Consider the following 25,356-nt stretch of genomic DNA (forward strand, 5'->3'; position numbering starts at 1 on the left):
GTCAGTTCTCCAGTTGGTGCAAAATACGATTCACTTTATCAAATGTTTCCTGATATTCCGCGTCTTCCTGACTGTCCGCCACAATGCCGCCGCCAGCTGAACAGTACAACTGCCCGCCGGTCGCCGTCAGGGTGCGAATGGTGATACTGGTATCCATATTGCCGCAAAAGCTCAGATAACCGATGCTGCCGCACCAGGCGTTACGACGATGCGGCTCCAGCTCATCAATAATTTCCATTGCCCGCACTTTTGGCGCGCCCGTAATGGAGCCACCAGGGAAGGCGGCACGTAATAGATCGGTCGCGTGCAGCGTCTGCGGCAAACGTGCGGTGATGGTACTGACCAGATGATGTACGGCCGGGAAGGGTTCAACCACAAACAGTTCCGGAACCTTTACCGAGCCGGGCACGGCGACGCGGCCGATATCGTTACGCATCAAATCGACGATCATCAGGTTTTCCGCCCGATCCTTTGGCGAATTGGCCAGCGTGTCGGCTTGCTGGCGATCGGCATCAGGATCGTCCAGTCTGGGTAGGGTGCCTTTAATGGGGCGCGTCTGGATATGCTGATTTTCCAGTTGAATAAAGCGCTCCGGTGACAGGCTAAGGATCGCGCCGTCTTCCAGGCGTATAAACGCACTGAATGGCGCGCGGTTGGCGCGATTGAGCTGGACAAACGCTTGCCATTCATCGCCCTGGTACTGCGCCTGAAAACGTTGGGCCAGGTTGACCTGATAGCAGTCGCCGCTGTGCAGATACTGCTGCACCTGACGAAACTTTTCGCCGTATTGCTCACGGCTCATATTCGAGTGCCATGCCGACGTTAATGTAAAGGGCTCGCATACCGGCGGCAGTTGATTTTCAAGCCAGGCCAGACGGGCATGCACATCGCTATGGCTAAGCAGTGATATAGTCTGTAGCTGGTGATCGACAATCAACGCCCAGTCATAGATACCGACGGCCATATCCGGCAGGGCGATATCGTATTCGGCAATATTCGGCAGCGATTCAAAGCGGCGGCCCAGATCGTAGCCAAACAGGCCCAGTGCACCGCCCTGGAACGGGAGGTCGGGATGATAATCGGGCTGAATAGCCAGGGCGGTTAGCGTTGACTGTAATACTGCCATCGGGTCATCAGGCGTGCGCAAAATGCCTTGCCTGTCCTTGACCACCGTCTCCAGAGCCCGCGTGACCAGCGTTGCTAAGGGGTCGGCGACCAGAATATCAAAACGGTTATGCGGATGATCGGCATCACCTGAATGTAACAGCATCGCCCAGGGGAGATGGCTTAAGGTCGAAAAATAGCGTTCAGCGGCGTTTTGACACCAGGGTAATGTGATTACTGCGGGAGATAACGTCTTCATCAGTCCTGACTCGTTGCTACTCTACTGGCTAACTGCCCGGTAGCATGAAATAATTAGCGCAGACAATTTAGCAGGAGTTAACAATGTTTGCAGGTTTACCTTCACTCAGTCATGAGCAGCAGCAAAAAGCGGTAGAGCGTATTCAGGAACTGATGTCGCAGGGGATGAGCAGCGGACAAGCGATTGCTCTGGTTGCTGAAGAGCTACGCGCCAGCCATACCGGTGAACGGATCGTGGCGCGTTTTGAAGATGAAGACGAGTAACGTTGCTTAAACCGCAGCGATAATCTTGATCTCGACTTTGTATTTCGGGTTCATCAATCCGGCCTGTACCGTACAACGTACCGGCGCGTGACCGGCAACGACCCACGCATCCCAGGCTTTATTCATTGCGGCAAAATCACTTTTGTCTGCCAGAAAAAGGGTGGCATCAAGGATTCGTGACTTGTTGCTACCCTGTTTTTCCAGCACCGCATCAATTTGTGCCAGCGTATTTGCAGTTTGTTCAAAGGCATCTGCGTCCAGGTTCTCCGGTACGCCGGTGTAGTACAACGTGTTGTTATGGATAACCACGTCAGACCAACGTGCTTCGGCATCAATGCGCACAATCGTCATAAATCATTCCTTATTTACATTTTTCTTCATGGGCTTCAGATTGCGCCAAGACTGCCATAATGTTGCGCCCGCGTCACCTCTTCAACTGGCGAAAGACCCGCTGGCCTGACATAATCCCTGTTCAAATGAACAGGGGGCAGTGTGACGGACGATTTTGCAGCAGACGGTCAATTGGCTAAAGCGATACCGGGTTTTAAACCGCGTGAACCACAGCGACAGATGGCGATTGCTGTCAGTCATGCCATTGAAAAATCACAACCGCTTGTTGTAGAAGCCGGCACTGGCACAGGTAAAACATACGCTTATCTCGCCCCGGCGCTTCGCGCTGGAAAGAAAGTGATCGTGTCGACGGGTTCGAAAGCGTTGCAGGATCAGCTCTACAGTCGCGATCTTCCCACCGTTGCCAACGCACTGAAATTCACCGGTAAGCTGGCGTTGCTAAAAGGGCGCTCCAACTACCTGTGTCTGGAACGCCTCGAACAGCAGGCGCTGGCGGGTGGCGATCTGCCGGTACAAACGTTGAGCGATGTCATACTGCTGCGTTCATGGTCAAATCAAACGCTTGATGGGGATATCAGCACCTGTGTCAGCGTGGCGGAAGATTCACAGGCCTGGCCACTGGTGACCAGCACTAACGACAACTGTCTGGGCAGCGACTGCCCGCTGTATAAAGAGTGTTTCGTCGTCAAAGCCCGTAAAAAAGCGATGGATGCCGATGTGGTGGTGGTCAACCACCATCTGTTTCTCGCCGATATGGTGGTGAAAGAGAGTGGATTTGGTGAATTAATCCCCGAGGCAGATGTGATGATCTTCGATGAAGCCCATCAGCTACCGGATATCGCCAGCCAGTACTTTGGTCAATCACTCTCCAGCCGGCAACTACTCGACCTGGCGAAAGACATTACGATTGCGTATCGCACAGAATTGAAAGACACCCAGCAGCTACAAAAATGCGCTGATCGTCTGGCGCAAAGCGCGCAGGACTTTCGCTTACAGCTCGGCGAACCCGGCTATCGCGGAAACCTACGAGAGCTGTTGGCTGACCAGCGCGTACAACGCGCGTTTTTGTTGCTCGATGACACGCTGGAGCTGTGCTATGACGTGGCGAAATTGTCACTCGGGCGCTCTGCGCTGCTGGATGCCGCGTTTGAGCGCGCCACGCTCTACCGTGCCCGATTAAAACGCCTGAAAGAGATCAACCAGCCAGGATTCAGCTACTGGTATGAATGTACCTCCCGGCATTTTACGCTCGCATTGACGCCGCTTACCGTGGCCGACAAATTCAAAGAAGTGATGGAACAAAAGCCGGGGTGCTGGATATTCACTTCCGCGACATTGTCGGTAAACGACGATCTCCACCATTTTACGGCGCGGTTGGGCATTGATGAAGCAGAATCGATGCTGCTGCCGAGCCCCTTTGATTACACGCGTCAGGCACTGCTGTGTGTGCCACGCAATCTGCCGCAAACCAACCAGCCGGGGGCTGCGCGCCAGTTAGCATCCATGCTGCGACCTATTATCGAAGCTAACAACGGGCGCTGCTTTATGCTGTGTACCTCGCATGCGATGATGCGTGATTTGGCGGAACAATTCCGCGCCACCATGACGCTTCCCGTACTTTTACAGGGCGAAACCAGTAAAGGGCAACTGCTACAGCAGTTTGTCAGCGCAGGGAATGCCTTGCTGGTTGCCACCAGTAGTTTCTGGGAAGGGGTGGACGTGCGTGGCGATACGCTGTCGCTGGTAATTATCGATAAATTGCCGTTTACCTCCCCGGACGATCCGCTGTTAAAAGCGCGGATGGAAGACTGCCGCCTGCGCGGCGGCGATCCGTTCGAAGAGGTTCAGCTCCCGGATGCGGTTATCACGCTGAAACAGGGGGTAGGGCGACTGATCCGTGATGCTGACGACCGTGGTGTGCTGGTGATTTGTGATAACCGTCTGGTGATGCGCCCTTATGGCGCGACCTTCCTGGCAAGCCTTCCGCCTGCGCCACGTACGCGTGATATTGCGCGTGCTGTTCGCTTTCTTGCGATACCATCGGCTGAGTAATTTGTTACGGAGTGTGGTAAGATGCGCGCCAAATTTATTGATCTGATCACATATACCCATGCGAATTCTGGCTATCGATACCGCCACAGAGGCGTGCTCTGTTGCCCTGTGGAATGACGGTACTATCAAAGCTCACTTCGAGCTTTGCCCACGAGAACATACCCAACGAATTTTGCCGATGGTCCAGGATATCCTGGACGCTGGCGATTTAACGCTCACCGATATTGATGCTCTGGCATTTGGTCGCGGCCCCGGTAGTTTCACCGGTGTACGCATCGGTATTGGTATCGCTCAGGGGCTGGCGTTAGGGGCGAATTTACCGATGATCGGGGTTTCTACTCTGGCGACAATGGCACAGGGTGCCTGGCGTAAATCCGGTGCGACACGCGTGCTGGCAGCGATTGATGCGCGTATGGGTGAAGTGTACTGGGCTGAATATCAGCGTGATGAAGATGGTATCTGGCACGGCGAAGAGACGGAAGCGGTATTAACGCCGGAGCAGGTACACGATCGCCTGCTGCAGCTTTCTGGCGACTGGGTAACCGTTGGCACGGGCTGGCCAGCCTGGCCTGAACTCGGCAAAGACAGTGGTCTGACGCTGAACGAGGGTGATGTATTGCTTCCAGCGGCAGAAGATATGCTGCCTGTCGCGGCGCAAATGCTGGCATGTGGCAAGACCGTGGCTGTTGAACATGCTGAGCCGGTTTATTTACGTAACACCGTGGCGTGGAAGAAACTTCCTGGTAAAGAATGAATCTTAGTAGTAAATCCCCCGGTGAATACGAGCAGCCGCCGATGTGCAGTTGTCTGAACGTGCCGGGGCAGGCGCTAAGAAAAGGGAGTCGCAACATGGTGGTCCAAAAGCAGTTAATGAAAGGTGTACTGGCAGGCGTATTGGCGTTATCGCTAAGCGGCTGTGTCACCATCCCGGATGCGATTAAAGGTTCAAGCCCGACACCGCAGCAGGATCTGGTGCGGGTGATGAATGCGCCGCAGTTGTACGTCGGACAAGAAGCGCGTTTTGGCGGTAAGGTGGTGGATATTCAAAACCAGCAGGGGAAATCCCGACTGGAGATAGCCACCATGCCGCTCGACAGCGGGGCACGACCGATTCTGGGCGAAGCGTCACGCGGGCGAATTTATGCCGATGTTAACGGCTTCCTCGACCCGGTAGATTTTCGTGGTCAACTGGTCACCGTAGTCGGGCCCATTAGCGGAACAGTGGACGGAAAAATTGGTAGTACACCGTATAAGTTCATGCTGATGCAGGTAACCGGTTATAAACGCTGGCATATTACCCAGCAGATTGTGATGCCTCCGCAGCCGATTGACCCCTGGTTCTACGGTGCGCGTGGCTGGCCTTACGGTGGCTACGGCGGATGGGGATGGTACAATCCCGGTCCCGCACAGGTTCAGACGATAGTAACAGAGTAACTCATTGTTTTAATGGTAAAAGAAACAGCGGCTCGTCCGCTGTTTCTGCATTAACGTGGATATAAGAAAAATAAATAGTGACGTGCTTCGCAACCTTGTCGTTGTGTAATAAACAAACTGGTACGCTGAGTTAATATTATGTTAATAGTTTGTTTATTGCCTGGGGTTGTGATGACGACGAATACGCATTTTAGAGGTGATGTATTGAAAAAGGTTTGGCTTAACCGTTATCCCGCAGGTGTTCCCGCGGAGATCAATCCTGACCGTTATCAATCCTTGGTGGAACTCTTCGAACACTCAGTAAGGCGCTATGCCGATCAGCCTGCGTTTATGAACATGGGGGAGGTGATGACCTTCCGCAAGCTCGAAGAGCGCAGTCGGGCATTTGCGGCTTATTTGCAACAAGGACTTGGACTGAAAAAGGGCGATCGCGTGGCGCTGATGATGCCCAACCTGTTGCAATATCCCGTTGCACTGTTTGGGATTTTACGTGCCGGCATGATTGTGGTGAATGTTAACCCGCTGTACACGCCTCGCGAGCTGGAGCATCAGCTCAACGATAGTGGTGCCTCGGCGATCGTCATCGTCTCTAACTTTGCGCACACGCTGGAGAAAGTGGTCGATAAGACCTCGGTTCAACACGTGATTCTGACGCGTATGGGCGATCAGTTGTCGACCGCGAAAGGGACGCTGGTTAACTTCGTCGTGAAGTATATCAAGCGTCTGGTGCCAAAATATCACCTGCCGGATGCCATCTCATTTCGCAGTGCGCTGCAAAACGGCTACCGCATGCAGTATGTGAAGCCGGAAGTCGTGTCTGAAGATTTGGCTTTCCTGCAGTATACCGGGGGTACCACCGGTGTGGCGAAAGGCGCAATGCTTACGCACCGTAACATGCTGGCTAACCTGGAGCAGGTTAATGCCACTTACGGACCGTTGCTGCATCCGGGTAAAGAGCTGGTGGTGACGGCGCTACCGCTGTACCACATTTTCGCGCTCACCATGAACTGCCTGCTGTTTATTGAACTGGGTGGACAAAACCTGCTGATCACTAACCCGCGTGATATTCCGGGGTTGGTGAAAGAGCTGGCAAAATACCCGTTTACCGCGATGACCGGCGTCAATACGTTGTTTAACGCGTTGCTGAATAACAAGGAGTTCCAGCAACTGGACTTTTCGTCGTTGCACCTGTCTGCTGGGGGCGGAATGCCCGTTCAGCAGGCGGTGGCAGAACGCTGGGTGAAGCTGACCGGCCAATATCTGCTGGAAGGTTATGGTCTGACCGAGTGTGCTCCACTGGTAAGCGTTAACCCGCACGATATCGACTACCATAGCGGCAGTATCGGGTTACCGGTTCCGTCTACCGAGGTCAAACTGGTGGACGATGACGACAATGAAGTTCCGCCGGGAGAGCCGGGCGAACTGTGTGTTAAAGGGCCGCAGGTGATGTTGGGCTACTGGCAGCGCCCGGATGCGACCGATGAAATTGTCAAAAATGGCTGGTTGCACACGGGTGATATCGCAGTGATGGACGACGAAGGCTTCCTGCGTATTGTCGATCGTAAGAAAGATATGATCCTGGTGTCGGGTTTTAACGTTTATCCGAACGAAATTGAAGATGTAGTCATGCAGCACCCTGGCGTTCAGGAAGTGGCTGCCGTCGGCGTACCGTCGGGCAGCAGCGGTGAGGCGGTAAAAATCTTTGTGGTGAAGAAGGATGCTTCGTTAACCGATGAAGCGCTGGTGACTTTTTGCCGTCGTCATCTGACGGGCTACAAAGTTCCGAAACTGGTGGAATTCCGTGATGAGTTACCGAAATCTAACGTCGGTAAAATTTTGCGACGAGAATTACGTGACGAAGCCCGCGGCAAAGTGGACAATAAAGGCTGAGCGTTAAGACAGCCAGCAGAAAACGCCGGATAATCCGGCGTTTTTTTTGGCGAAAACCTAAGAGAGCACGATTTGAATTATCAAATGATCACTACGGACGACGCGTTAGCCACGCTGTGCGAAGCCGTCCGTGAATTTCCGGCGATAGCCCTGGATACAGAATTTGTTCGCACGCGTACCTACTACCCGCAGTTGGGGCTGATCCAGCTGTTTGATGGCAAACACGTTGCTCTGATTGACCCGCTAGGGATCACCGACTGGTCGCCGCTGCGCGATATCCTGCGTGACACCGCGATCACTAAATTTCTGCATGCCGGAAGTGAAGACCTGGAAGTGTTTCTCAACACGTTTGGTGAACTCCCGCAACCACTGATCGATACCCAGATTCTGGCCGCCTTTTGTGGACGCCCGCTGTCGTGGGGTTTTGCTGCGATGGTGGAAGAGTTCACCGGGGTGGCGCTGGATAAAAGTGAATCGCGCACCGACTGGCTGGCCAGACCGCTGACCGAGCGGCAGTGCGAGTATGCGGCGGCTGATGTTTGGTATTTATTACCGATCACCACAAAACTGATGGCAGAAACCGATGCGTCCGGCTGGTTGCCCGCTGCGCTGGACGAATGTCGTTTGATGCAACAACGTCGTCAGGAAATTCTGGCGCCCGAAGATGCGTGGCGAGAAATTACCAATGCCTGGCAGCTGCGTACCCGTCAGCTCGCTTGCCTGCAACTCCTGGCCGACTGGCGGTTGCGTAAAGCGCGTGAGCGCGATTTGGCAGTGAACTTCGTGGTGCGCGAAGAGCATTTGTGGGCGGTTGCCCGCTATATGCCGGGAAGTCTGGGGGAACTGGATAGCCTGGGTCTCTCAGGTAGTGAAATTCGTTTCCATGGCAAGACGCTGATTTCACTGGTCGAGAAAGCGCAGGCAATGCCGGAAGAAGCCTTGCCGCAACCGTTGCTGAATCTGATGGATATGCCGGGTTATCGCAAGGCATTCAAAGCCATTAAAGCCCTGGTGGCCGACGTGAGTGCGGAGCAGAATCTTAGCGTGGAACTCCTTGCTTCGCGTCGTCAAATCAACCAGTTGCTCAACTGGCACTGGAAATTAAAGCCGCAGGCGTCCCTGCCGGAGCTGATTTCCGGTTGGCGTGGCGAACTGATGGCCGACCGCCTCAAGGCGCTGCTGCTGGACTATCCGCAGTAAGCGATCAGGCCGACCGGGTAGGGCATCGCTTATCCGGTCGGTAAAATTCTACAAATCTAGCACCAGGCGTTTGCCTTTGGCGCGTGAACAGCAGATAAGCATGCTCTGCTGGCTGGCTTTTTCGTCGTCGCTAAAGTATTGATCGCGGTGATCCGCTTCCCCTTCAAGAATCGCCGTCTCGCAGGTACCGCATACGCCTTCACGGCACAGACACTCGACTCTGGCAGCTTTGTTATTTTCGATAACCTGCAGAATAGTCATCTCTTGCGGAACGACAAACTCACGTCCGGAACGTGCCAGCACGAGGGTGAACGCATCACCGCTCTTATCCTCTAGCGCAAACTGCTCAAAATGCAGCGTATTGTTATCCAGACCGTGGCGTGCGGCCTCGCTTCTTACGGCATCGTTAAGCACGGCCGGGCCGCAGGTATAAATGTGGGTGCCGGGTTCTACATCGGCCAGCAGACGTGCCAGGTCGAGGCGTGTGCCTTCGCTCGAAAGATGCAGATGAATGCGACCGGCCTGGTGGTGCTGTTTCAGTTCATCATGAAACGCGCAGTTTTCCGGGCTGGGTGAACAGTAATGTAGCTGCCACTGTGCCTGGGCGTTTTCGAGTTCCGGGATCTGCGACAGGAAGGGCGTAATACCAATGCCGCCAGCAATTAACAGATGCTTTTTCGCCTGCGGTTCGAGGGCGAAAAGATTATTGGGCGTGGAAATCGTCAGCGTATCGCCGGGTTTGACCTGCTGATGCAGGTATCGTGAACCGCCTTTGGAATTCTCTTCCAGGCGTACAGCAATTTGCCAGGTGCGGGTATCGAACGGCGAGCTCATCAGCGAGTACGCATTGCTATAGAGATTTTCGCCATCGCGCATTTGCACGATAATATGGCTGCCGCCCTGGAACGCAGGCAACAGATCGCCTGAGGCAGCCGTTAAGGTGAAGCGCTTTACATGCGCGGTAATCGTTTCAATCTGACTGACCTGAACTTCTCGCATTTGATATTCAGACATTGCGGCACTCCCTAAAAAATCTGTCCGGCGCGGGTTACCCGGCGCGCCGGAATCTGTCGTTACAGCCCCTGGCAGAGATATTTCATTTCCAGGTAATCTTCGATACCGTGTTCGGAACCTTCTCGCCCCAACCCTGACTGCTTCACACCCCCGAACGGGGCGACTTCATTCGAGATCAGTCCGGTATTAATCCCGACCATGCCATACTCCAGTTGCTCAGAAACACGCCAGATGCGCGCGGCATCATTGCTGTAGAAGTAGGATGCCAGTCCATAAATGGTGTCATTTGCCTGGCGGATCACATCCTGTTCATCTTCAAATTTCACCAGCGCGGCGACCGGTCCGAATATCTCTTCCTGGAGCAACTGCATGCCCGGCTGCACGTCGCCGATGACGGTGGGCGTAAAATAGTTTCCTCCCAGCGCATGGCGTTGCCCCCCGGTTAACAGCGTGGCGCCCCGCGTCAGCGCGTCATCGAGAAGCGACTGCACTTTGTCTACGGCAGCGGTATTGATTAGCGGACCGATTTGTACGCCGGGTTGCTCACCGTTGCCGACTTTCAGCGCGGCGACCCGGGCCACGAATTTCTCACAAAACGCGTCATAAACAGCCTGATGAATGTAAAAACGGTTCACGCAAACGCAGGTCTGTCCGGCATTGCGGAATTTTGCCACCAGCGCGCCTTCAACGGCTTTATCGAGATCCGCGTCCTCAAATACGATAAATGGCGCATTGCCGCCCAGCTCCAGTGAGACCTTTTTGATAGAGTCGGCACACTGGCGCATCAGTACGCGCCCTACCTCGGTAGAGCCGGTAAACGACAGTTTGCGTACGCGATCGTCAGCGGTGAACAATGCACCAATTTCGCGGGACTTTCCGGTCACGACATTGATAACACCTGCCGGAATACCGGCCTGACGTGCAAGTTCTGCCAGCGCCAGAGCGGTAAACGGTGTTTCGTTGGCCGGTTTTACTACCATCGTACAACCTGCGGCCAGCGCGGGACCGGCTTTGCGGGTGATCATTGCTGCAGGGAAGTTCCATGGCGTAATTGCCGCGCAGACACCAATACCCTGACGGATCACCATCAACCGCTTATCCGCCGCAGGCGAGGGGATAATCTCGCCATTAGTACGTTTAGCCTGCTCGGCAAACCACTCAATAAACGACGCGGCATAGACAATCTCTCCTTCCGCCTCAGCCAGCGGCTTGCCCTGCTCGGCGGTCATGATTTGCGCCAACGCCGTTTTGTTGTCGAGAATTAAATGATGCCAGGCTTTAAGCAACGTGGAACGCTGGGCTGCGGTCATTGCCCGCCAGGCCGGTAGCGCCTGAGATGCGGCATCAATGGCGCGTTGCGCCTCCGATGTTCCCATGTTGGGAATTTGCCCCAGAACGGCCCCTGTTGCCGGGTTGCTGACCGACAACGTGTTACTGTCATCGGCATCACACCAGTGTCCGGCGATAAACGCCTGCTGGCGAAAAAGTGAAGTCTGAAAAACGGTCATATCGAACTCCTTCGCGGATTATTCCTGAAACACCTGAGCGACCAGATTATGGAAATGGGCAATGCCATGTTCGGAGATTCCGCTACCGCTGGTATCCGCCATAATGCGTCCCTGTCCACGATAGCCACGTGATTTCAGACCTTTTTGTACGCTCTCAACCAGACGTAAATCCTCAGGGCGGAAGACATTGCGATACCATTCGATCAGCGCTTTTTGCTCTTCGGTCAGCTCTTCATTTGTGAAATAGATGTCGTAGTTTTGCAGTGTGGTTTCTGCATCCACCGGGAATTCATAAATAACAGTCATCATGCCTTTGATTGGCGTGACGTTGAGCATGGTGCACGGCCACAACCAGAAGCCGTGGAACGCAGCATCAACCCCTTCTTCGAACTTAAACGACTGCTCAGAGGGTTTGGCAAAACCGTATTGCAGCGTCCAGTTGCCGTGCATGGTATGCCAGTAACGGTCAACCTGTACTGAGTCGGAAAAACCAGGGTGGGCCGGACCGCAGTGGTAGCACTCCAGATAGTTATCAACGATATTTTTCCAGTTGGCCGGCGTGCGGGTAGTGAAACGCGCGGCGAGTTTTAGATCGTGCACGTCAGGGCAGGCCTCGACGACTTTGGCTGCCAGTCCCGGAAGCTGATCTTCAACGCTACCGGCGTTCGGGTCCATATTGATGAAGACAAAACCGGCATATTCTTCGAGTCGTACTGGTGTCAGATGAGCCTTTTCACTGTCAAAGTTGGCGACGTTTTCACAGTTACGCGCATGCGCCAGATTGCCATCAAGTTTGAACGCCCACGCGTGGTAGGGGCAGGTAATCACGTTTTTGGCTTTCCCTTCGCCGCTCAGCAGTTGATGACCACGATGCGGGCAGACGTTGTAGAATGCGCGCAGTACATTATCGCGACCACGCACCAGCACGATGTTCTCACCAATCACTTCACGTGTGACATAGTCATTTGGCTTTGCCAGTTCGCTGCTGTGGGCAACACAAATCCAGCTTTTGGCAAACACGTTCTCTTGTTCGTGTTCAAAAGCCTGCTGGTCGGTATAGAACCGTGCCGGGATAGTCCAGGCGTCCTGCGGATTGGCACAAAAATTTTGCGGCAGAATAAACTCAGGGCTCAGATTGCTCATTGGATTACCTTTAATTTGTGAGTAAGAGGATTTTTTACTGGCGCTTAATTGCCGCCTTTGAGTAGTGTCCCAGCCGGTGGCGTGACGGGCGCGTCGACCGGTGCTTCGGGAAGATGACTTTCGATTTGGTGAGCAGGAACATGGGCATAATCCTGCCGTACCCAGCGCAGAAAACCGCCGACCTTCACCAACAGGATGGCGAGGAAGGGAAGGGCGGTCAGTACCACCGTGGTCTTCATTGTTTCCAGAGACGCACCGGTGAATAAAATGGATAATGGAATCAATGTGATAACCACACACCAGAACAGACGTAAACCTCGTTCAGGATCTTCCCCTTCCTGTAGGTTACGTGTGCTGGTGGCGGCCATGGTGTAGGCCACGGCATCCATATGCGAGGCAAGGAAAATGATCATGATGGCCAGATACGCGACCAGGAACAGCTTCCCGGCAGGCAGTGACATCAGTACCTGCTGCACCGCCGTTTCTCCGCCCTGCGTTGCCATGATCTGCGGGATATCAATCACGCCATTGACAAACTGATGGATAGAGTAGCTCTCCATCACCCCGAAGAAGAACCAACAGCCGACGGTACTGCCAAGGATTAATGCCCAGATAACCTCTTTGATTTTGCGCCCGCGAGAAACGCGCGTCACAAACATAGCGACGCCCGGGGTGTAGGAGATCCACCACAGCCAGTAGAACACCGTCCAGTTGCGGGTAAACTCACCGTTACCGAGCGGGTCGGTAAACAGGCTCATCTGCAAAAAGTTTTGTGTCGTCAGGCCGATAGCGTTGATGATGTTATTGGTGATGAACTCGGTTGGGCCGACAATCAGTACCACCAACGGCAGTAAAAATGCCCCCCAGCCCACCATCTTGCTCAGACGTTGCAGACCATTGTTGATGCCAATCCAGGAGCTGAGGCAGAAGATGCCGCCAGAGAACAGGATCACAAAGGCTTGCACCGTAAAGTTATCCGGTAAACCGGTAAGTGCTGATAAACCACGGGTGAAGGTTGCAGCGGTAACGACCAGGGAGATGGTTAACGCGCCGACGGTGGCGATCAGGAACATCAAATCGACCAGTCTTCCCCATACGCCCTGTGGATGAACGCCGGTGATAGCAGCAATTATCCCGGACAGGCTCAACCCTTTGTTTTTACGCACATGGAAATGGTAGGCCATGGTTAACGAGGCCAGTGTGTAGGTCGCCCACGCGCTGATCCCCCAATGGAAAAAGGAATAGGGCAGACTGAATTCCAGCGCTTTTTGTGAGTGTGGGGCGATGTTCAGACCCGGTGTTTGGTAGTAATAGGCCCATTCAGCAACACCCCAGTAGAGCGTGGAGGAGCCTAATCCAGCGCAAATAAACATAAACAGCCAGGAAAGCGTACTGTATTCTGCTTTACCTTCACCGAGGCGAATATTGCCGTATTTGCTGGTGGCCAGCCAGACAACCAGCCCCATAGCCATGAGGACCAGGATCTGCACGGCGGAACCCAGCATGCGAGTGACACCGTTAAAAATGGTATTCGCTACTTGTGCAGACTGCTGAGGGAAGAGACTGAGTGTGGCGGCGATAAAAAGAATAGCCACCAGGCTGATGGCTATCAGTGGCACATCTTTTTTCTTTACGTTGCTCAACATGGATGATCTCCTGGGCATAGTCGCCCGCGTTTGGCATTAGCCTGTCGTTGTTATCATGCTGTAGGGTAAGATTTTGTCGCTTCGTATTTAACAATTTTATTATTTGTTCTTTACACGAATTAAACAATTGCCTGATGCGTGAAGCAATAAAACACGGAACGGAAATAATAAAAAGTGAATTCACGCAGGTTATTTGACGTACAGAACACATAAAAAAACCGCGTCAGTGACGCGGTTCATATTTCGTGGTTTGACCTCTAACGCAGTGCCCGGCAGATAGCGTCACCTACCTGTTGCGTGGTGGCATTGCCTTTCATATCCGGCGTTTTAGGGCCGCTGGCAATCACCTGTTCAATCGCGGCCAGAATGCCATCGTGGGCGGCCTGATAATTCGCATCGCCGTTGCCAAGGAAATCCAGCATCATCGCACCAGCCCAGATGGTGGCAATTGGGTTAGCAATATTCTTGCCGTAGATATCCGGGGCCGAACCGTGGACCGGTTCGAACAACGATGGGAAGGTTCGTTCCGGATTTAAGTTTGCCGAGGGTGCAATGCCAATCGTGCCAGTACAGGCTGGCCCTAAATCGGACAGGATGTCGCCAAACAGGTTAGAGGCGACCACCACATCAAAACGCTCTGGTTGCATGACAAAACGGGCGCACAGAATGTCGATATGCTGTTTATCCCAGCGGATTTCAGGGTACTGGGCGGCCATTGCTTCAACACGCTCATCCCAGTAAGGCATGCTGATGGCCAGGCCGTTTGATTTGGTGGCCGAGGTCAGCGTTTTACGCGGACGGCTCTGTGCCAGTTCAAACGCGTAACGCAAAATGCGATCAACGCCACGACGCGTGAAGACCGACACCCTCGCTTACGCGCCCGCCCAGTGATGAATACTCGCCTTCGGTATTTTCACGCACAACGTAGAAATCAATGTCGCCGGGTTTCTTACCCGCCAATGGGCAAGGAACACCAGGAAACAGGCGTACCGGACGCAGGTTGACGTATTGATCGAACTCACGACGAAACTTGAGTAACGAGCCCCATAGTGAGATGTGATCCGGTACGGTGTCCGGCCAGCCGACGGCACCAAAGTAGATAGCGTCGAAGGATTTCAACTGTTCATGCCAGTCATCCGGCATCATCTTGCCGTGATGCGTATAGTACTCGCAGCTGGCCCATTCCATTTGCTCAAAGCTGAGCGACAGGTCCCAGCGTTCGGCGGCTGCCTGTAACACATGAATGCCTTCAGGCAGGACTTCTTTACCAATGCCATCTCCGGGGATAGCGGCAATACGACAGGTTTTCTTCATAGCAGCTCTCACTTGTACGCCATCAAAATTGACTTTCCCCTTATCCTATAATTGACTGATTAATAGTTAATCCCTCCAACTGGTGAAACATAAAACACAGATCATGAATAATCTGCCGCTGTTAAATGATTTACGCGTCTTTATGCTGGTTGCCCGCCGCGCGGGTTTTGCCGCGGTTGCTGAGGAGCTAGGCGTTTCACCCGCTTTTATCAGCAAGCGTGTTGCGTTGCTGGAACAGACACTGAACGTGGTGTTGTTACACCGTACGACACGGCGTGTCACCATCACGGAGGAAGGGGAACGGATCTACGAATGGGCCCAGCGGATCCTGCAGGATGTGGATCAGATGATGGATGAGCTGTCTGATGTCCGGCAGATCCCGCAGGGGATGTTACGTATTATCAGCAGCTTTGGTTTTGGTCGCCGTGTCGTGGCTCCAGCGTTGTCAGCGCTGGCAAAAGAGTATCCGCAGCTGGAGTTGCGGTTTGACGTTGAGGATCGGTTAGTCGATCTGGTTAATGAAGGTGTCGATCTTGATATTCGTATCGGGGATGATATTGCACCCAATTTGATCGCACGTAAGCTGGCGACCAATTATCGAATATTATGCGCATCACCCGAGTTTGTGGCGCAGCACGGTACACCGAAACAACTGAACGATCTGTCCACGTTGCCCTGCCTGGTGATTAAAGAGCGCGATCATCCATTTGGCATCTGGCAAATGCGTAACAAAGAGGGCGTGCACTCGATCAAGGTGACGGGGCCGCTCTCCTCCAATCATGGCGAAGTTGTTCACCAATGGTGTGTGGATGGTCAGGGGATTGCGCTACGTTCATGGTGGGATGTCTGCGATAACATCGCCAGTGGGCATCTGGTTCATATATTGCCTGACTATTATCAACCAGCAAATATTTGGGCTGTTTATGTGTCACGTCTGGCGACGTCGGCAAAAATCCGTATTACCGTGGAGTATTTACGTCGCTATTTTGCTGAGAACTACCCGAAGTTCAGTTTGGAATAAATGGGGCGCAGCCTGGACTACGATCAAAAATAAAAAAGGCAGAATAATCTGCCTTTTTTCAACCATGACTCATTTACAAAAGACGCTATTTAGACTCTTCTGCTTCAGGTAAAGTCACGTTAAGTTCGAGGATAGAAATATCGCCGTCTTTTTGTTCAAGCTGTACGGTGACCATTTCAGGATCAATTTGTACATACTTACAGATAACGTCGAGAATATCTTTCCTCAACTGCGGTAAATAATGCGGCTCGGCGTCACTACGACGACGTTCCGCAACAATAATCTGCAGTCGCTCTTTAGCGATGTTCGCTGTGCTCTTTTTCCGCGAGAGAAAAAAATCCAGTAATGCCATAACTTATCCTCCGAACAGGCGTTTGAGGAAACCTTTCTTCTCTTCTTCAATGAAGCGGAAAGGACGTTCTTCTCCCAACAGACGGTCTACGGTATCAGCATAGGCTTTGCCGGCATCAGCATTGATGTCGAGAATAACCGGCTCACCCTGGTTAGACGCGCGCAGGACTGACTGATCTTCAGGAATCACGCCAACCAGCTTGATTCGCAGAATTTCCAGTACGTCTTCCATGCTGAGCATGTCACCTTTATTTACGCGGCCAGGGTTATAGCGCGTAAGCAGCAGATGCTCTTTAATCGGATCTTCGCCATTTTCAGCGCGACGAGATTTCGACGCCAGAATACCCAGAATACGGTCAGAGTCACGTACAGAAGACACTTCCGGGTTGGTGGTAATAATGGCTTCGTCGGCAAAATATAGGGCCATCAGCGCGCCGGTCTCAATACCGGCCGGGGAGTCGCAGACGATGAAGTCAAAATCCATCGCTTTCAGATCGTCCAGAACTTTCGCGACGCCTTCACGGGTCAGCGCGTCTTTATCACGAGTCTGTGAGGCCGGAAGAATAAAGAGATTTTCGGTACGTTTATCTTTGATCAACGCCTGATTTAACGACGCATCGCCCTGAATAACGTTGACGAAGTCATAAACGACGCGACGTTCACAACCCATAATCAAATCAAGGTTACGCAGGCCGATATCAAAATCAATAACGACTGTTTTCTTTCCCTTCTGGGCCAAACCTGTAGCGATGGCCGCGCTGGAGGTGGTTTTGCCAACGCCCCCTTTACCCGAAGTAACAACAATAATGCGTGCCATAGAAATTCCTTGTTAAAAAGGGATCAATTCAACGGTTGAACTGTCAAAGCGTTCTCTGCCAATTGCAGACGTGCCGCTTTGCCATAAAATTCTGCTGGGATTTTATCACTCAGCCAATAAACACCTGCGATAGACACCAGTTCTGCCGTCAGGTGGGTACAGAAAATTTGCGCTTCCCGATCGCCGCTTGCGCCCGCCAGAGCACGGCCTCTCATCATGCCATAAACGTGAATATTGCCATCAGCGATAAGCTCTGCGCCCGCACTGACGTGACTTGTAACAATCAGATCACATTGTGGAGCATAAATGCGCTGACCGGAACGAACCGGTACATTTATTAATCGTGTTTTTGTGATGGGAGTAACGTTTTGCGGCGGTGCGGCAGGTGCCGGAGCTTCAACAGGTGCGGAACGAATGGCTTTTTCTTTACCTTCTGTCAGTAAAGGAAGCCCCATTTCGTCGATTTCTGCCTTAAGTTTTGCATCCTTGCATCCGCTAACACCAATAATGCGCAGACCCGTGGACGTGATGATTTTTTGCAGCGCCGACCAGTTTACCGGGCTTTCAAGGCCACTCACGTTGATCACCACGGGAGCATGTTTTAAAAATGCAGGTGCCTGCGCGATTTTGTCTTCCAACGCCTGACGAATAACCTCGGGTTCTGCTTCATGTAAGTGAACCACTGATAAGGTGAAGCTACTGCCTTTAAGCTCGATTGGCGTGTTTGACATCCTGGCCTTACTCAATTTGCTATTTATCATCCCCAGTGCGGGGTGATATTCCGAAGACTATGAGGCATGTTATAGTCAGTATTATATTGAGGCAAGCCACCATTCCGTGAATTCAGAGTAAAAGATATGTTTTGTGTGATCTACCGAAGCAGCAAACGTGACCAGACCTATTTATATGTCGAAAAAAAAGACGATTTCTCGCGTGTTCCTGAAGAACTGATGAAAGGATTTGGTCAGCCAAAGCTGGCAATGATTTTACCGCTTGATGGTCGTAAAAAACTGGTTAATGCCGATCTTGAAAAAGTAAAACAGGCACTCACCGAGCAGGGCTATTATTTACAAATACCACCGCCGCCTGAGGATTTACTCAAACAGCATTTATCTGCGGTAAAACAAAATACACCAGACGCTAAACGTTAAACTGCATCCGGCAGCAGCATGTCGCATCGATGCAGTACCTGAAATCTATGACTACGTTAGGGGAAAGTAATGTATCAACATCACAACTGGCATGGTGCTCTGCTGGATTATCCGGTGAGCAAAGTGGTTTGCGTAGGTAGCAATTATGCAAACCATATTAAAGAGATGGGGGGAGCAACGCCGGAAGAGCCGGTGTTGTTTATTAAGCCTGAAACTGCGCTGTGTGATTTGCGCCAACCGCTGGTTATTCCGGCGGATATGGGTTCCGTTCATCACGAAGTTGAACTGGCCGTGCTGATCGGGGCAACCCTGCGCCAGGCGACAGAAGAGCATGTGCGCAAAGCCATCGCTGGCTATGGTGTGGCGCTGGACCTGACCCTGCGTGATATCCAGAGCAAAATGAAAAAAGCGGGTCAGCCGTGGGAAAAAGCGAAGGGTTTTGACAACTCTTGTCCGCTGTCCGGGTTTATTCCGGTCGCGGAATTTAACGGTGATCCGCAGGATACTCAGCTCGGATTAACGGTGAATGGCGAAGTGCGCCAGCAGGGCACTACGGCGGATATGATCCATCATATTGTTCCATTGATTGCTTACATGAGCCGATTCTTCACGCTTAAAGCCGGTGATGTGGTACTGACCGGGACGCCAGCAGGCGTTGGGCCGTTACACAGCGGTGATGAACTGGCTATCAGTTTCCATGGTCAGACGCTAACCACCCGGGTGTTGTAATCTCTGCTTGCCGCCTATTTCGGGCGGCAAAACTTGCATCAACGTGCCAGACTGGTTATAAGGTGCAGCTTTAGTGAAATAGCGGATACCCTGATGAGCGACATACCTTTCTGGCAAAGTAAAACCCTTGATGAAATGACCGATGCCGAGTGGGAGTCATTATGTGATGGGTGCGGCCAGTGCTGCCTGCATAAGCTGATGGATGAAGACACCGACGAAATCTACTTTACCAACGTCGCGTGTAAGCAACTCAATATCAAAACCTGCCAGTGCCGTAATTATGAACGACGATTTGAATACGAGCCCGATTGCATCAAACTCACGCGTGATAACCTGCCAACCTTTGAATGGTTGCCGATGACCTGCGCCTATCGTTTATTAGCGGAAGGGAAAGGGTTACCGGACTGGCACCCATTGCTGACGGGGTCAAAGGCGGCAATGCACGGTGAGCGTATTTCAGTACGCCATATCGCGGTGAAAGAATCAGAAGTGCGTGACTGGCAGGACCATATTCTGAACAAACCTTCATGGGCGGACTAAGCCGCCCATCGATTAACAGGCGTTAAGGATTAAGACTTTTTCGCCTGATACATCTCATCACTATGGTTGTCATCTTCAACCCAGAAATTAATGTTGAACTGCGCATCGTCGCTTAATTCAACGCGATGCCAGTACTGCGGTGGGCTGGTCGCGAATTGTCCGGCATTAATGACCACTTTTACTTCAGGTTCTTTTGCGTCTTCATTGGCAAAACCGTAATACGTTACCGTGCCTTCCATCACGCAGAGTTGTCCAAAAACGCCCGCTGCTGTGTTGTGGTGAGAAAGCAGAGCGGCCGGGACATTGTCTTTCGTAAAGAAGGGAGTGGAGCGTTTAACTTTCCAGTTTGCCGGGATGCGTAGATGGGACATAAGACATCTCCTTGGTGTGGCATCTATAAGATGCATTTAATATACATCTTATAGATGCCAGCAGGCAATGAATTTAAGGCAAAAAAAACGCTCCCGAAGGAGCGTCTCTGTTAGCGACCGAAGAGGTCACGTTTTTTCGGTTTGAACGGCTGTGCTATTAGCACCAACACGGCAACGACCAGATAGGCGGCAAAAATCCCCAGCAGCCACTGCGGCATCTCCAGGGTTAAAAATGACCACTGACGCTCAGCACAGTCACCGGAAGCCATAAATACCTGCGGCAGCCATTTATCCAGCGGTAACCAACTCGGGAAGCGCGCAGCAAAATCACAGGTCATGAACGGTGACGGGTGCAGCTGAATCATCGTGTGTTCATACGCTAACTGAAGTCCGCGCCAGGCGCTGTAAATCCAGATAAGCATCGCCACATAACGCAGCGGCGTTTTTGGGGCGATGGCGCCCACCAGACCAGCACCCATCACGCCAAATAATGCGCTACGTTCGTAAATACACAACACGCAAGGTTTAAGCAGCATGACATGCTGGAACCACAAGGCAACAAGTTCCAACGCCAGGGCGGTGAGCGCCAGCAATAACCATGCTCCACGCCCACGGGAGCACTGGTTTAAAAATCGCAACATAATAATTTCCCTGCAACATGCGTAGAGACCGCAGTTTAAACCAATTCAATTTATGCGCCACTAGCGGCAATTGAAATATTGTGTAATCGGATAATTATCATGCAAAAAGTCAAACCGGGCAGTGATTTACCCGGTTTATTGTTATGAAAGTGTAGCTAACCAGCCTGTTTGCATCATCCATTCGGTCACGGGGACCAGCGTGAACTCTACGCACAACAGACCCACCAGCGTCAGGACGATCGTATACGGCAATGCCATCCACACCATACGGCCATAGGAGAGGCGAATCAGTGGTGCCAGTGCGGAGGTAAGCAGGAACAAGAATGCCGCCTGACCATTTGGTGTCGCCACGGAAGGCAGGTTGGTTCCGGTATTAATCGCCACCGCTAACAGTTCATATTGATTCAGGCTAATCGTCCCGTGCTCCAGCGCCGCTTTCGCTTCGTTGATGTAAATGGTGCCAACAAAGACGTTGTCTGAAATTGACGACAGCAGACCGTTGAAAAGATAGAACAGGGTCAGCTGTGCATGTTCAGAAGACTGCAAAACAAACTGAATAATCGGCGCAAAGAGTTGCTGATCGATAATCACCGCAACCACGGAGAAAAATACGGTAAGCAGCGCGGTGAAGGGCAGCGATTCGGTGAAGGCTTTACCAATAGCGTGTTCGTCAGTGACACCGGTTAACGACGTCGCCAGAATAATCACCGAGAGGCCAATTAATCCGACTTCTGCCAGATGCAGCGCGAGGGCGACGACCAGCCATACGCCGATAACAGCCTGAATAATCAGCTTGATTTTATCCTGGCGGGTACGTTGTTGACGGCTTTCATCGTCAAACTGTTGCAGAACGCCACGGACCGCTTCCGGTAATGTTTCTCCGTAGCCAAACCAACGTAACTTTTCAACCAGCAGGCAGGTGAGCAGACCGCAAATCAACACCGGAACGGTGACCGGTGACATGCGCAGGAAAAAATCACCAAAATGCCAGCCAGCCGCTTTGGCGATAATCAGGTTCTGCGGTTCGCCAACCATGGTCATCACACCGCCTAACGCGGTGCCGACTCCCGCGTGCATCATCAGGCTGCGCAGAAAACCGCGGAACTGCTCGAGTACGGCTTTATTGTGCTGGTCGATATGGCTGTCATCCAGCAAATTGTTATCTTCCGGGCGGGATGAGGCGACGCGATGGTAGATACCGTAAAAACCGACCGCCACGCTGATCACGACCGCGACCACGGTCAGTGCGTCGAGGAACGCAGAAAGGAAGGCAGCGGCAACACAAAAAGCCAGCGACAGCAGCATCTTGGAGCGAATACTGAGCAGCAGTCGGGTAAAAATAAACAGCAGCAGTTGCTTCATAAAGTAGATGCCCGCCACCATAAACATCAGCAGCAAGAGCACTTCAAGGTTGGCGGCAACTTCTTCACGAACATGTGCGGCGCTGGTCATGCCGATGACGACAGCTTCGATGGCTAACAGCCCGCCCGGCAACAGTGGATAACACTTAAGCGCCATTGCCAGCGTAAAAATGAATTCGGCCACCAGCAACCAACCCGCAATAAAGGGATTGATGAAAAAAATAAGCGGGTTAACGATTAAGAAGACGAGCAGTGCAAGTTTATACCAGTCCGGCGACTGGCCTAAAAAATTGCGCCACATAGCGCGGCCCCATGATAGCTCCATGGTGATTTCCCTACCTTTAAAAATGAAATCATGTTTTTATGTTTGACCGCAAAGCTTAGCGGGAGGTGGGAGTACAGGCAAGCTATTCACGAGACTGGCAAGGTTGGCTGTACTGTAGCGTTATTTGGAAAATGAAGCCTTGATCCACTTTTTCTTCATTGCGTCAGCTATCAGCTAAGATACCCATCTGGTATGATGTGTATAACTATGTTTTGCTGTGTAATGGAATTTTTACTATGGTCATTAAGGCGCAAAGCCCGGCTGGGTTCGCGGAAGAGTACATCATTGAGAGTATCTGGAATAACCGCTTCCCACCTGGCACTATTTTGCCCGCTGAACGTGAACTCTCCGAACTTATTGGAGTAACACGTACCACGTTACGCGAAGTATTGCAGCGTCTGGCGCGGGACGGCTGGTTGACCATTCAACACGGCAAACCGACGAAAGTGAATAACTTCTGGGAAACCTCCGGACTGAATATCCTGGAAACGTTGGCGCGTCTCGATCACGAAAGCGTTCCGCAGTTGATTGATAATCTGCTGTCTGTGCGTACCAACATCTCGACGATCTTTATTCGCACCGCATTCCGCCAACATCCTGATAAAGCCCAGGACGTTTTGGCCACGGCGAATCAGGTTGCTGACCATGCTGACGCGTTTGCCGATCTGGACTACAACATTTTCCGCGGTCTGGCATTTGCGTCGGGCAATCCGATTTACGGTTTGATCCTCAACGGCATGAAAGGACTTTATACGCGTATTGGCCGTCATTACTTTGCCAACCCGGAAGCGCGCGGCCTGGCGCTGAACTTCTACCGTAAGCTGTCAGAGCTGTGTGAGCAGGGCGCTCATGATTCGGTCTATGAAACGGTGCGCCGTTATGGTCACGACAGTGGCGAGATTTGGCACCGTATGCAGAAGAATTTACCAGGCGATTTAGCTATTCAGGGACGCTAATCGCGCAATGCCGGATGGTGACGCCAAAGCGTCTTATCCGGCCTACAATGCGTCTGCGTCGTAGGCCGGATAAGGTGTTTATACCGCCCCCGGCAATCAGCTTTACAGGCCGTTCATCCTTGGCGGGCAACGCTCCAGCAGCTCAACGCTGCCGTCCTCATTTTGCTGCTCCAGCATCACATCAAATCCCCACAGCCGATGAACATGCTTCAACACTTCTTTGCGTCCTTTATCCAACGGCGCGCGGTTATGTGGGATGTAACGCAAGGTCAGTGAACGGTCGCCGCGCAGATCGACATTCCAGATTTGAATATTCGGCTCCAGGTTGCTCAGGTTATATTGCGATGACAGCCTGTTACGGATCTCGCGATACCCCTCCTCATTGTGAATCGCTGAAATTTCCAGGTAATTATGGCGGTCATCATCCAGCACCGTGAACAGGCGGAAATCGCGCATCACTTTTGGTGACAGGAACTGGCTGATAAAGCTCTCATCTTTAAAATCGCGCATTGCGAAATGTAGCGTTTCCAGCCAGTCGGAACCCGCAATATTGGGGAACCAGTATTTGTCCTCCTCGGTGGGCGACTGACAAATACGTTTGATATCCTGGAACATAGCAAAGCCCAGCGCATAAGGGTTTATCCCGCTATACCATGGACTGTTATACGGTGGCTGGAATACCACGTTGGTATGGCTATGCAGAAACTCCAGCATAAAGCGCTCGGTGACTTTGCCTTCATCATAAAGATGGTTGAGGATAGTGTAGTGCCAGAAGGTTGCCCATCCTTCGTTCATCACCTGAGTCTGTTTCTGCGGATAAAAATACTGGCTCACCTTACGCACAATACGCAGGACCTCTCGCTGCCAGGACTCAAGCAGTGGGGCGTTTTTCTCCATAAAATACAGCAGGTTTTCCTGCGGCTCAGAAGGATAGCGCCGTGCGGTAGAGATCGTCTTCTCTTCCTCTTTCTTCGGCAACGTACGCCACAGCATATTCACCTGGCTTTGCAGATACTCTTCACGGCTTTTCTGCCGGGCCTTCTCTTCCTGTAGTGAGATTTTTTGCGGGCGTTTATAGCGGTCAACGCCGTAATTCATCAGCGCATGGCAGGAGTCGAGGAGTTTCTCAACTTCATCAACACCGTAACGCTCTTCACACTGGGTAATGTAGTTTCGCGCAAAGATCAGGTAATCGACGATGGAGCTGGCGTCCGTCCAACTGCGGAACAGGTAATTATTCTTGAAGAACGAGTTATGTCCATAGCAGGCATGCGCCATGACCAGCGCCTGCATGGTGATGGTGTTCTCTTCCATCAGGTACGCGATACACGGGTTGGAGTTAATAACAATCTCATAGGCCAGTCCTTGCTGACCATGCTTGTACAAGCGTTCGGTTTCAATAAATTTTTTACCAAACGACCAGTGCGGATAGTTGATTGGCATCCCGACGCTGGAGTAGGCGTCCATCATTTGCTCAGAGGTGATCACCTCGATTTGGTGCGGGTAGGTATCCAGCCTGTAGAGTTTCGCCACGCGGTCTATCTCTGCCAGATAGACATCCAGCAGATCAAACGTCCAGTCGGGTCCATCGCTTAACCGTGTGCTGTCCTTGTTCATGGAATCAATCGTAGCCATTCGCGCACCCTCATTGTTGGCGGCACTCTCTGTCTGGAGTACCTCATTTCAAGCATAGATCATGGTGTTAAAAAGCGTGCTGCAGGAGAAATTTTTTCTTTGCGATTTCACGTCAGCGAAGCGTCGAAAAGCGGCCAGGTAACAAAATTTTATGCTGGATAAAATTTACGCGCAGCAGGAGATGCCAAAGCAGAGACTTCCCTGCCATCACTGCTATGTGTGAGATACATCACCATAAAAAAGCCATATGTTGAATAATATTTTCAACTGAGTTATCAAG

General features: G+C 52.1%; 24 protein-coding genes and 1 pseudogene. 11 read left to right on the forward strand and 14 right to left on the reverse strand.

Features of this window, described 5'->3' with window-relative positions:
- Position 1 precedes the first annotated feature (1 nt).
- On the reverse strand, positions 2-1,363 hold the full coding sequence (pabB, locus tag FDX19_RS03610; protein ID WP_170974339.1) for an aminodeoxychorismate synthase component 1: 1,362 nt from the start codon (positions 1,361-1,363) through the stop codon (positions 2-4).
- 83 nt (positions 1,364-1,446) lie between these two features.
- On the opposite strand from pabB, the gene FDX19_RS03615 reads away from it, so the two are divergent.
- Entirely contained in the window at positions 1,447-1,626 is a 180-nt protein-coding gene (locus FDX19_RS03615) for a YoaH family protein (RefSeq protein WP_003020986.1), read from the forward strand.
- 6 nt (positions 1,627-1,632) lie between these two features.
- Here the strand turns inward: FDX19_RS03615 and FDX19_RS03620 are convergent, their stop codons facing one another.
- Complete coding sequence (locus FDX19_RS03620; protein WP_042307863.1) at positions 1,633-1,977, reverse strand: RidA family protein; 345 nt, start codon at positions 1,975-1,977, stop codon at positions 1,633-1,635.
- Positions 1,978-2,118: 141 nt separating this feature from the next.
- Between FDX19_RS03620 and FDX19_RS03625 the strand changes: the two genes are divergently transcribed.
- From FDX19_RS03625 to rnd, 5 genes are all read left to right on the forward strand, one after another.
- Positions 2,119-4,029, forward strand: coding sequence for an ATP-dependent DNA helicase (locus tag FDX19_RS03625; protein ID WP_137381636.1), 1,911 nt, complete (start codon positions 2,119-2,121; stop codon positions 4,027-4,029).
- A 58-nt stretch (positions 4,030-4,087) separates the two neighbouring features.
- Positions 4,088-4,783, forward strand: a complete 696-nt coding sequence (gene tsaB / locus FDX19_RS03630; protein ID WP_137381637.1) for a tRNA (adenosine(37)-N6)-threonylcarbamoyltransferase complex dimerization subunit type 1 TsaB — start codon at positions 4,088-4,090, stop codon at positions 4,781-4,783.
- A gap of 95 nt (positions 4,784-4,878) precedes the next feature.
- Entirely contained in the window at positions 4,879-5,463 is a 585-nt protein-coding gene (locus FDX19_RS03635; RefSeq protein ID WP_137381866.1) for a Slp family lipoprotein, read from the forward strand.
- 204 nt (positions 5,464-5,667) lie between these two features.
- Complete coding sequence (gene fadD, locus FDX19_RS03640; RefSeq protein ID WP_137381638.1) at positions 5,668-7,353, forward strand: long-chain-fatty-acid--CoA ligase FadD; 1,686 nt, start codon at positions 5,668-5,670, stop codon at positions 7,351-7,353.
- 84 nt (positions 7,354-7,437) lie between these two features.
- Complete coding sequence (rnd, locus tag FDX19_RS03645; RefSeq protein WP_137381639.1) at positions 7,438-8,553, forward strand: ribonuclease D; 1,116 nt, start codon at positions 7,438-7,440, stop codon at positions 8,551-8,553.
- Positions 8,554-8,601: 48 nt separating this feature from the next.
- On the opposite strand, the gene FDX19_RS03650 is transcribed toward rnd, so the two are convergent.
- The 5 genes and pseudogenes from FDX19_RS03650 to FDX19_RS03670 form a co-directional block, all read right to left on the reverse strand.
- Positions 8,602-9,567 carry a PDR/VanB family oxidoreductase gene (locus FDX19_RS03650; protein ID WP_137381640.1) on the reverse strand — a complete coding sequence of 322 codons (966 nt, stop codon included), beginning with the start codon at positions 9,565-9,567 and terminating at the stop codon, positions 8,602-8,604.
- Positions 9,568-9,626: 59 nt separating this feature from the next.
- Entirely contained in the window at positions 9,627-11,075 is a 1,449-nt protein-coding gene (locus tag FDX19_RS03655) for an NAD-dependent succinate-semialdehyde dehydrogenase (protein ID WP_137381641.1), read from the reverse strand.
- An 18-nt stretch (positions 11,076-11,093) separates the two neighbouring features.
- On the reverse strand, positions 11,094-12,218 hold the full coding sequence (yeaW, locus tag FDX19_RS03660) for a carnitine monooxygenase, oxygenase subunit YeaW (protein ID WP_137381642.1): 1,125 nt from the start codon (positions 12,216-12,218) through the stop codon (positions 11,094-11,096).
- Between the two features lie 44 nt (positions 12,219-12,262).
- A complete protein-coding gene (locus FDX19_RS03665) occupies positions 12,263-13,864 on the reverse strand; it encodes a BCCT family transporter (protein ID WP_137381643.1) in 1,602 nt (533 codons plus the stop codon).
- Between the two features lie 257 nt (positions 13,865-14,121).
- Positions 14,122-15,178, reverse strand: a pseudogene (locus FDX19_RS03670) (tartrate dehydrogenase).
- Positions 15,179-15,281: 103 nt separating this feature from the next.
- Here FDX19_RS03670 and FDX19_RS03675 point away from each other — a divergent pair.
- A complete protein-coding gene (locus tag FDX19_RS03675; protein ID WP_137345949.1) occupies positions 15,282-16,199 on the forward strand; it encodes a LysR family transcriptional regulator in 918 nt (305 codons plus the stop codon).
- 85 nt (positions 16,200-16,284) lie between these two features.
- Here FDX19_RS03675 and minE read toward each other — a convergent pair whose 3' ends face one another.
- From minE to minC, 3 genes are read right to left on the reverse strand one after another with little or no spacing between them, the layout of a single operon-like run.
- Positions 16,285-16,551: a cell division topological specificity factor MinE gene (gene minE, locus FDX19_RS03680; RefSeq protein ID WP_003833739.1), complete on the reverse strand. Its 267-nt coding sequence runs from the start codon at positions 16,549-16,551 to the stop codon at positions 16,285-16,287.
- A gap of 3 nt (positions 16,552-16,554) precedes the next feature.
- Entirely contained in the window at positions 16,555-17,367 is an 813-nt protein-coding gene (gene minD, locus FDX19_RS03685; protein WP_005122235.1) for a septum site-determining protein MinD, read from the reverse strand.
- A gap of 23 nt (positions 17,368-17,390) precedes the next feature.
- Entirely contained in the window at positions 17,391-18,098 is a 708-nt protein-coding gene (minC, locus tag FDX19_RS03690) for a septum site-determining protein MinC (RefSeq protein ID WP_137381644.1), read from the reverse strand.
- A 126-nt stretch (positions 18,099-18,224) separates the two neighbouring features.
- On the opposite strand from minC, the gene FDX19_RS03695 reads away from it, so the two are divergent.
- The 3 genes from FDX19_RS03695 (at position 18,225) to FDX19_RS03705 (ending at position 19,787) form a co-directional block, all read left to right on the forward strand.
- Positions 18,225-18,518, forward strand: a complete 294-nt coding sequence (locus FDX19_RS03695) for a YcgL domain-containing protein (protein ID WP_137381645.1) — start codon at positions 18,225-18,227, stop codon at positions 18,516-18,518.
- Positions 18,519-18,587: 69 nt separating this feature from the next.
- Entirely contained in the window at positions 18,588-19,247 is a 660-nt protein-coding gene (locus FDX19_RS03700) for a fumarylacetoacetate hydrolase family protein (RefSeq protein ID WP_137381646.1), read from the forward strand.
- 93 nt (positions 19,248-19,340) lie between these two features.
- Positions 19,341-19,787, forward strand: coding sequence for a YcgN family cysteine cluster protein (locus FDX19_RS03705; RefSeq protein WP_005122244.1), 447 nt, complete (start codon positions 19,341-19,343; stop codon positions 19,785-19,787).
- Between the two features lie 29 nt (positions 19,788-19,816).
- On the opposite strand, the gene FDX19_RS03710 is transcribed toward FDX19_RS03705, so the two are convergent.
- From FDX19_RS03710 to nhaB, 3 genes are all read right to left on the reverse strand, one after another.
- Positions 19,817-20,158 (reverse strand): DUF1971 domain-containing protein, encoded by a 342-nt coding sequence (locus FDX19_RS03710; RefSeq protein WP_016153372.1) that lies wholly within the window; start codon positions 20,156-20,158, stop codon positions 19,817-19,819.
- A 110-nt stretch (positions 20,159-20,268) separates the two neighbouring features.
- Positions 20,269-20,799, reverse strand: a complete 531-nt coding sequence (dsbB, locus tag FDX19_RS03715) for a disulfide bond formation protein DsbB (protein WP_005122248.1) — start codon at positions 20,797-20,799, stop codon at positions 20,269-20,271.
- Between the two features lie 141 nt (positions 20,800-20,940).
- Complete coding sequence (gene nhaB, locus FDX19_RS03720) at positions 20,941-22,485, reverse strand: Na(+)/H(+) antiporter NhaB (RefSeq protein ID WP_137381647.1); 1,545 nt, start codon at positions 22,483-22,485, stop codon at positions 20,941-20,943.
- 236 nt (positions 22,486-22,721) lie between these two features.
- Between nhaB and fadR the strand changes: the two genes are divergently transcribed.
- Positions 22,722-23,441: a fatty acid metabolism transcriptional regulator FadR gene (fadR, locus tag FDX19_RS03725; protein WP_137381648.1), complete on the forward strand. Its 720-nt coding sequence runs from the start codon at positions 22,722-22,724 to the stop codon at positions 23,439-23,441.
- 102 nt (positions 23,442-23,543) lie between these two features.
- On the opposite strand, the gene FDX19_RS03730 is transcribed toward fadR, so the two are convergent.
- A complete protein-coding gene (locus FDX19_RS03730; protein WP_048211425.1) occupies positions 23,544-25,076 on the reverse strand; it encodes a SpoVR family protein in 1,533 nt (510 codons plus the stop codon).
- Between the last annotated feature and the right edge of the window lie 280 nt (positions 25,077-25,356).

Origin of the sequence: Citrobacter sp. wls619 (genome assembly GCF_005281345.1) — a bacterium.
Lineage (GTDB): Bacteria > Pseudomonadota > Gammaproteobacteria > Enterobacterales > Enterobacteriaceae > Citrobacter.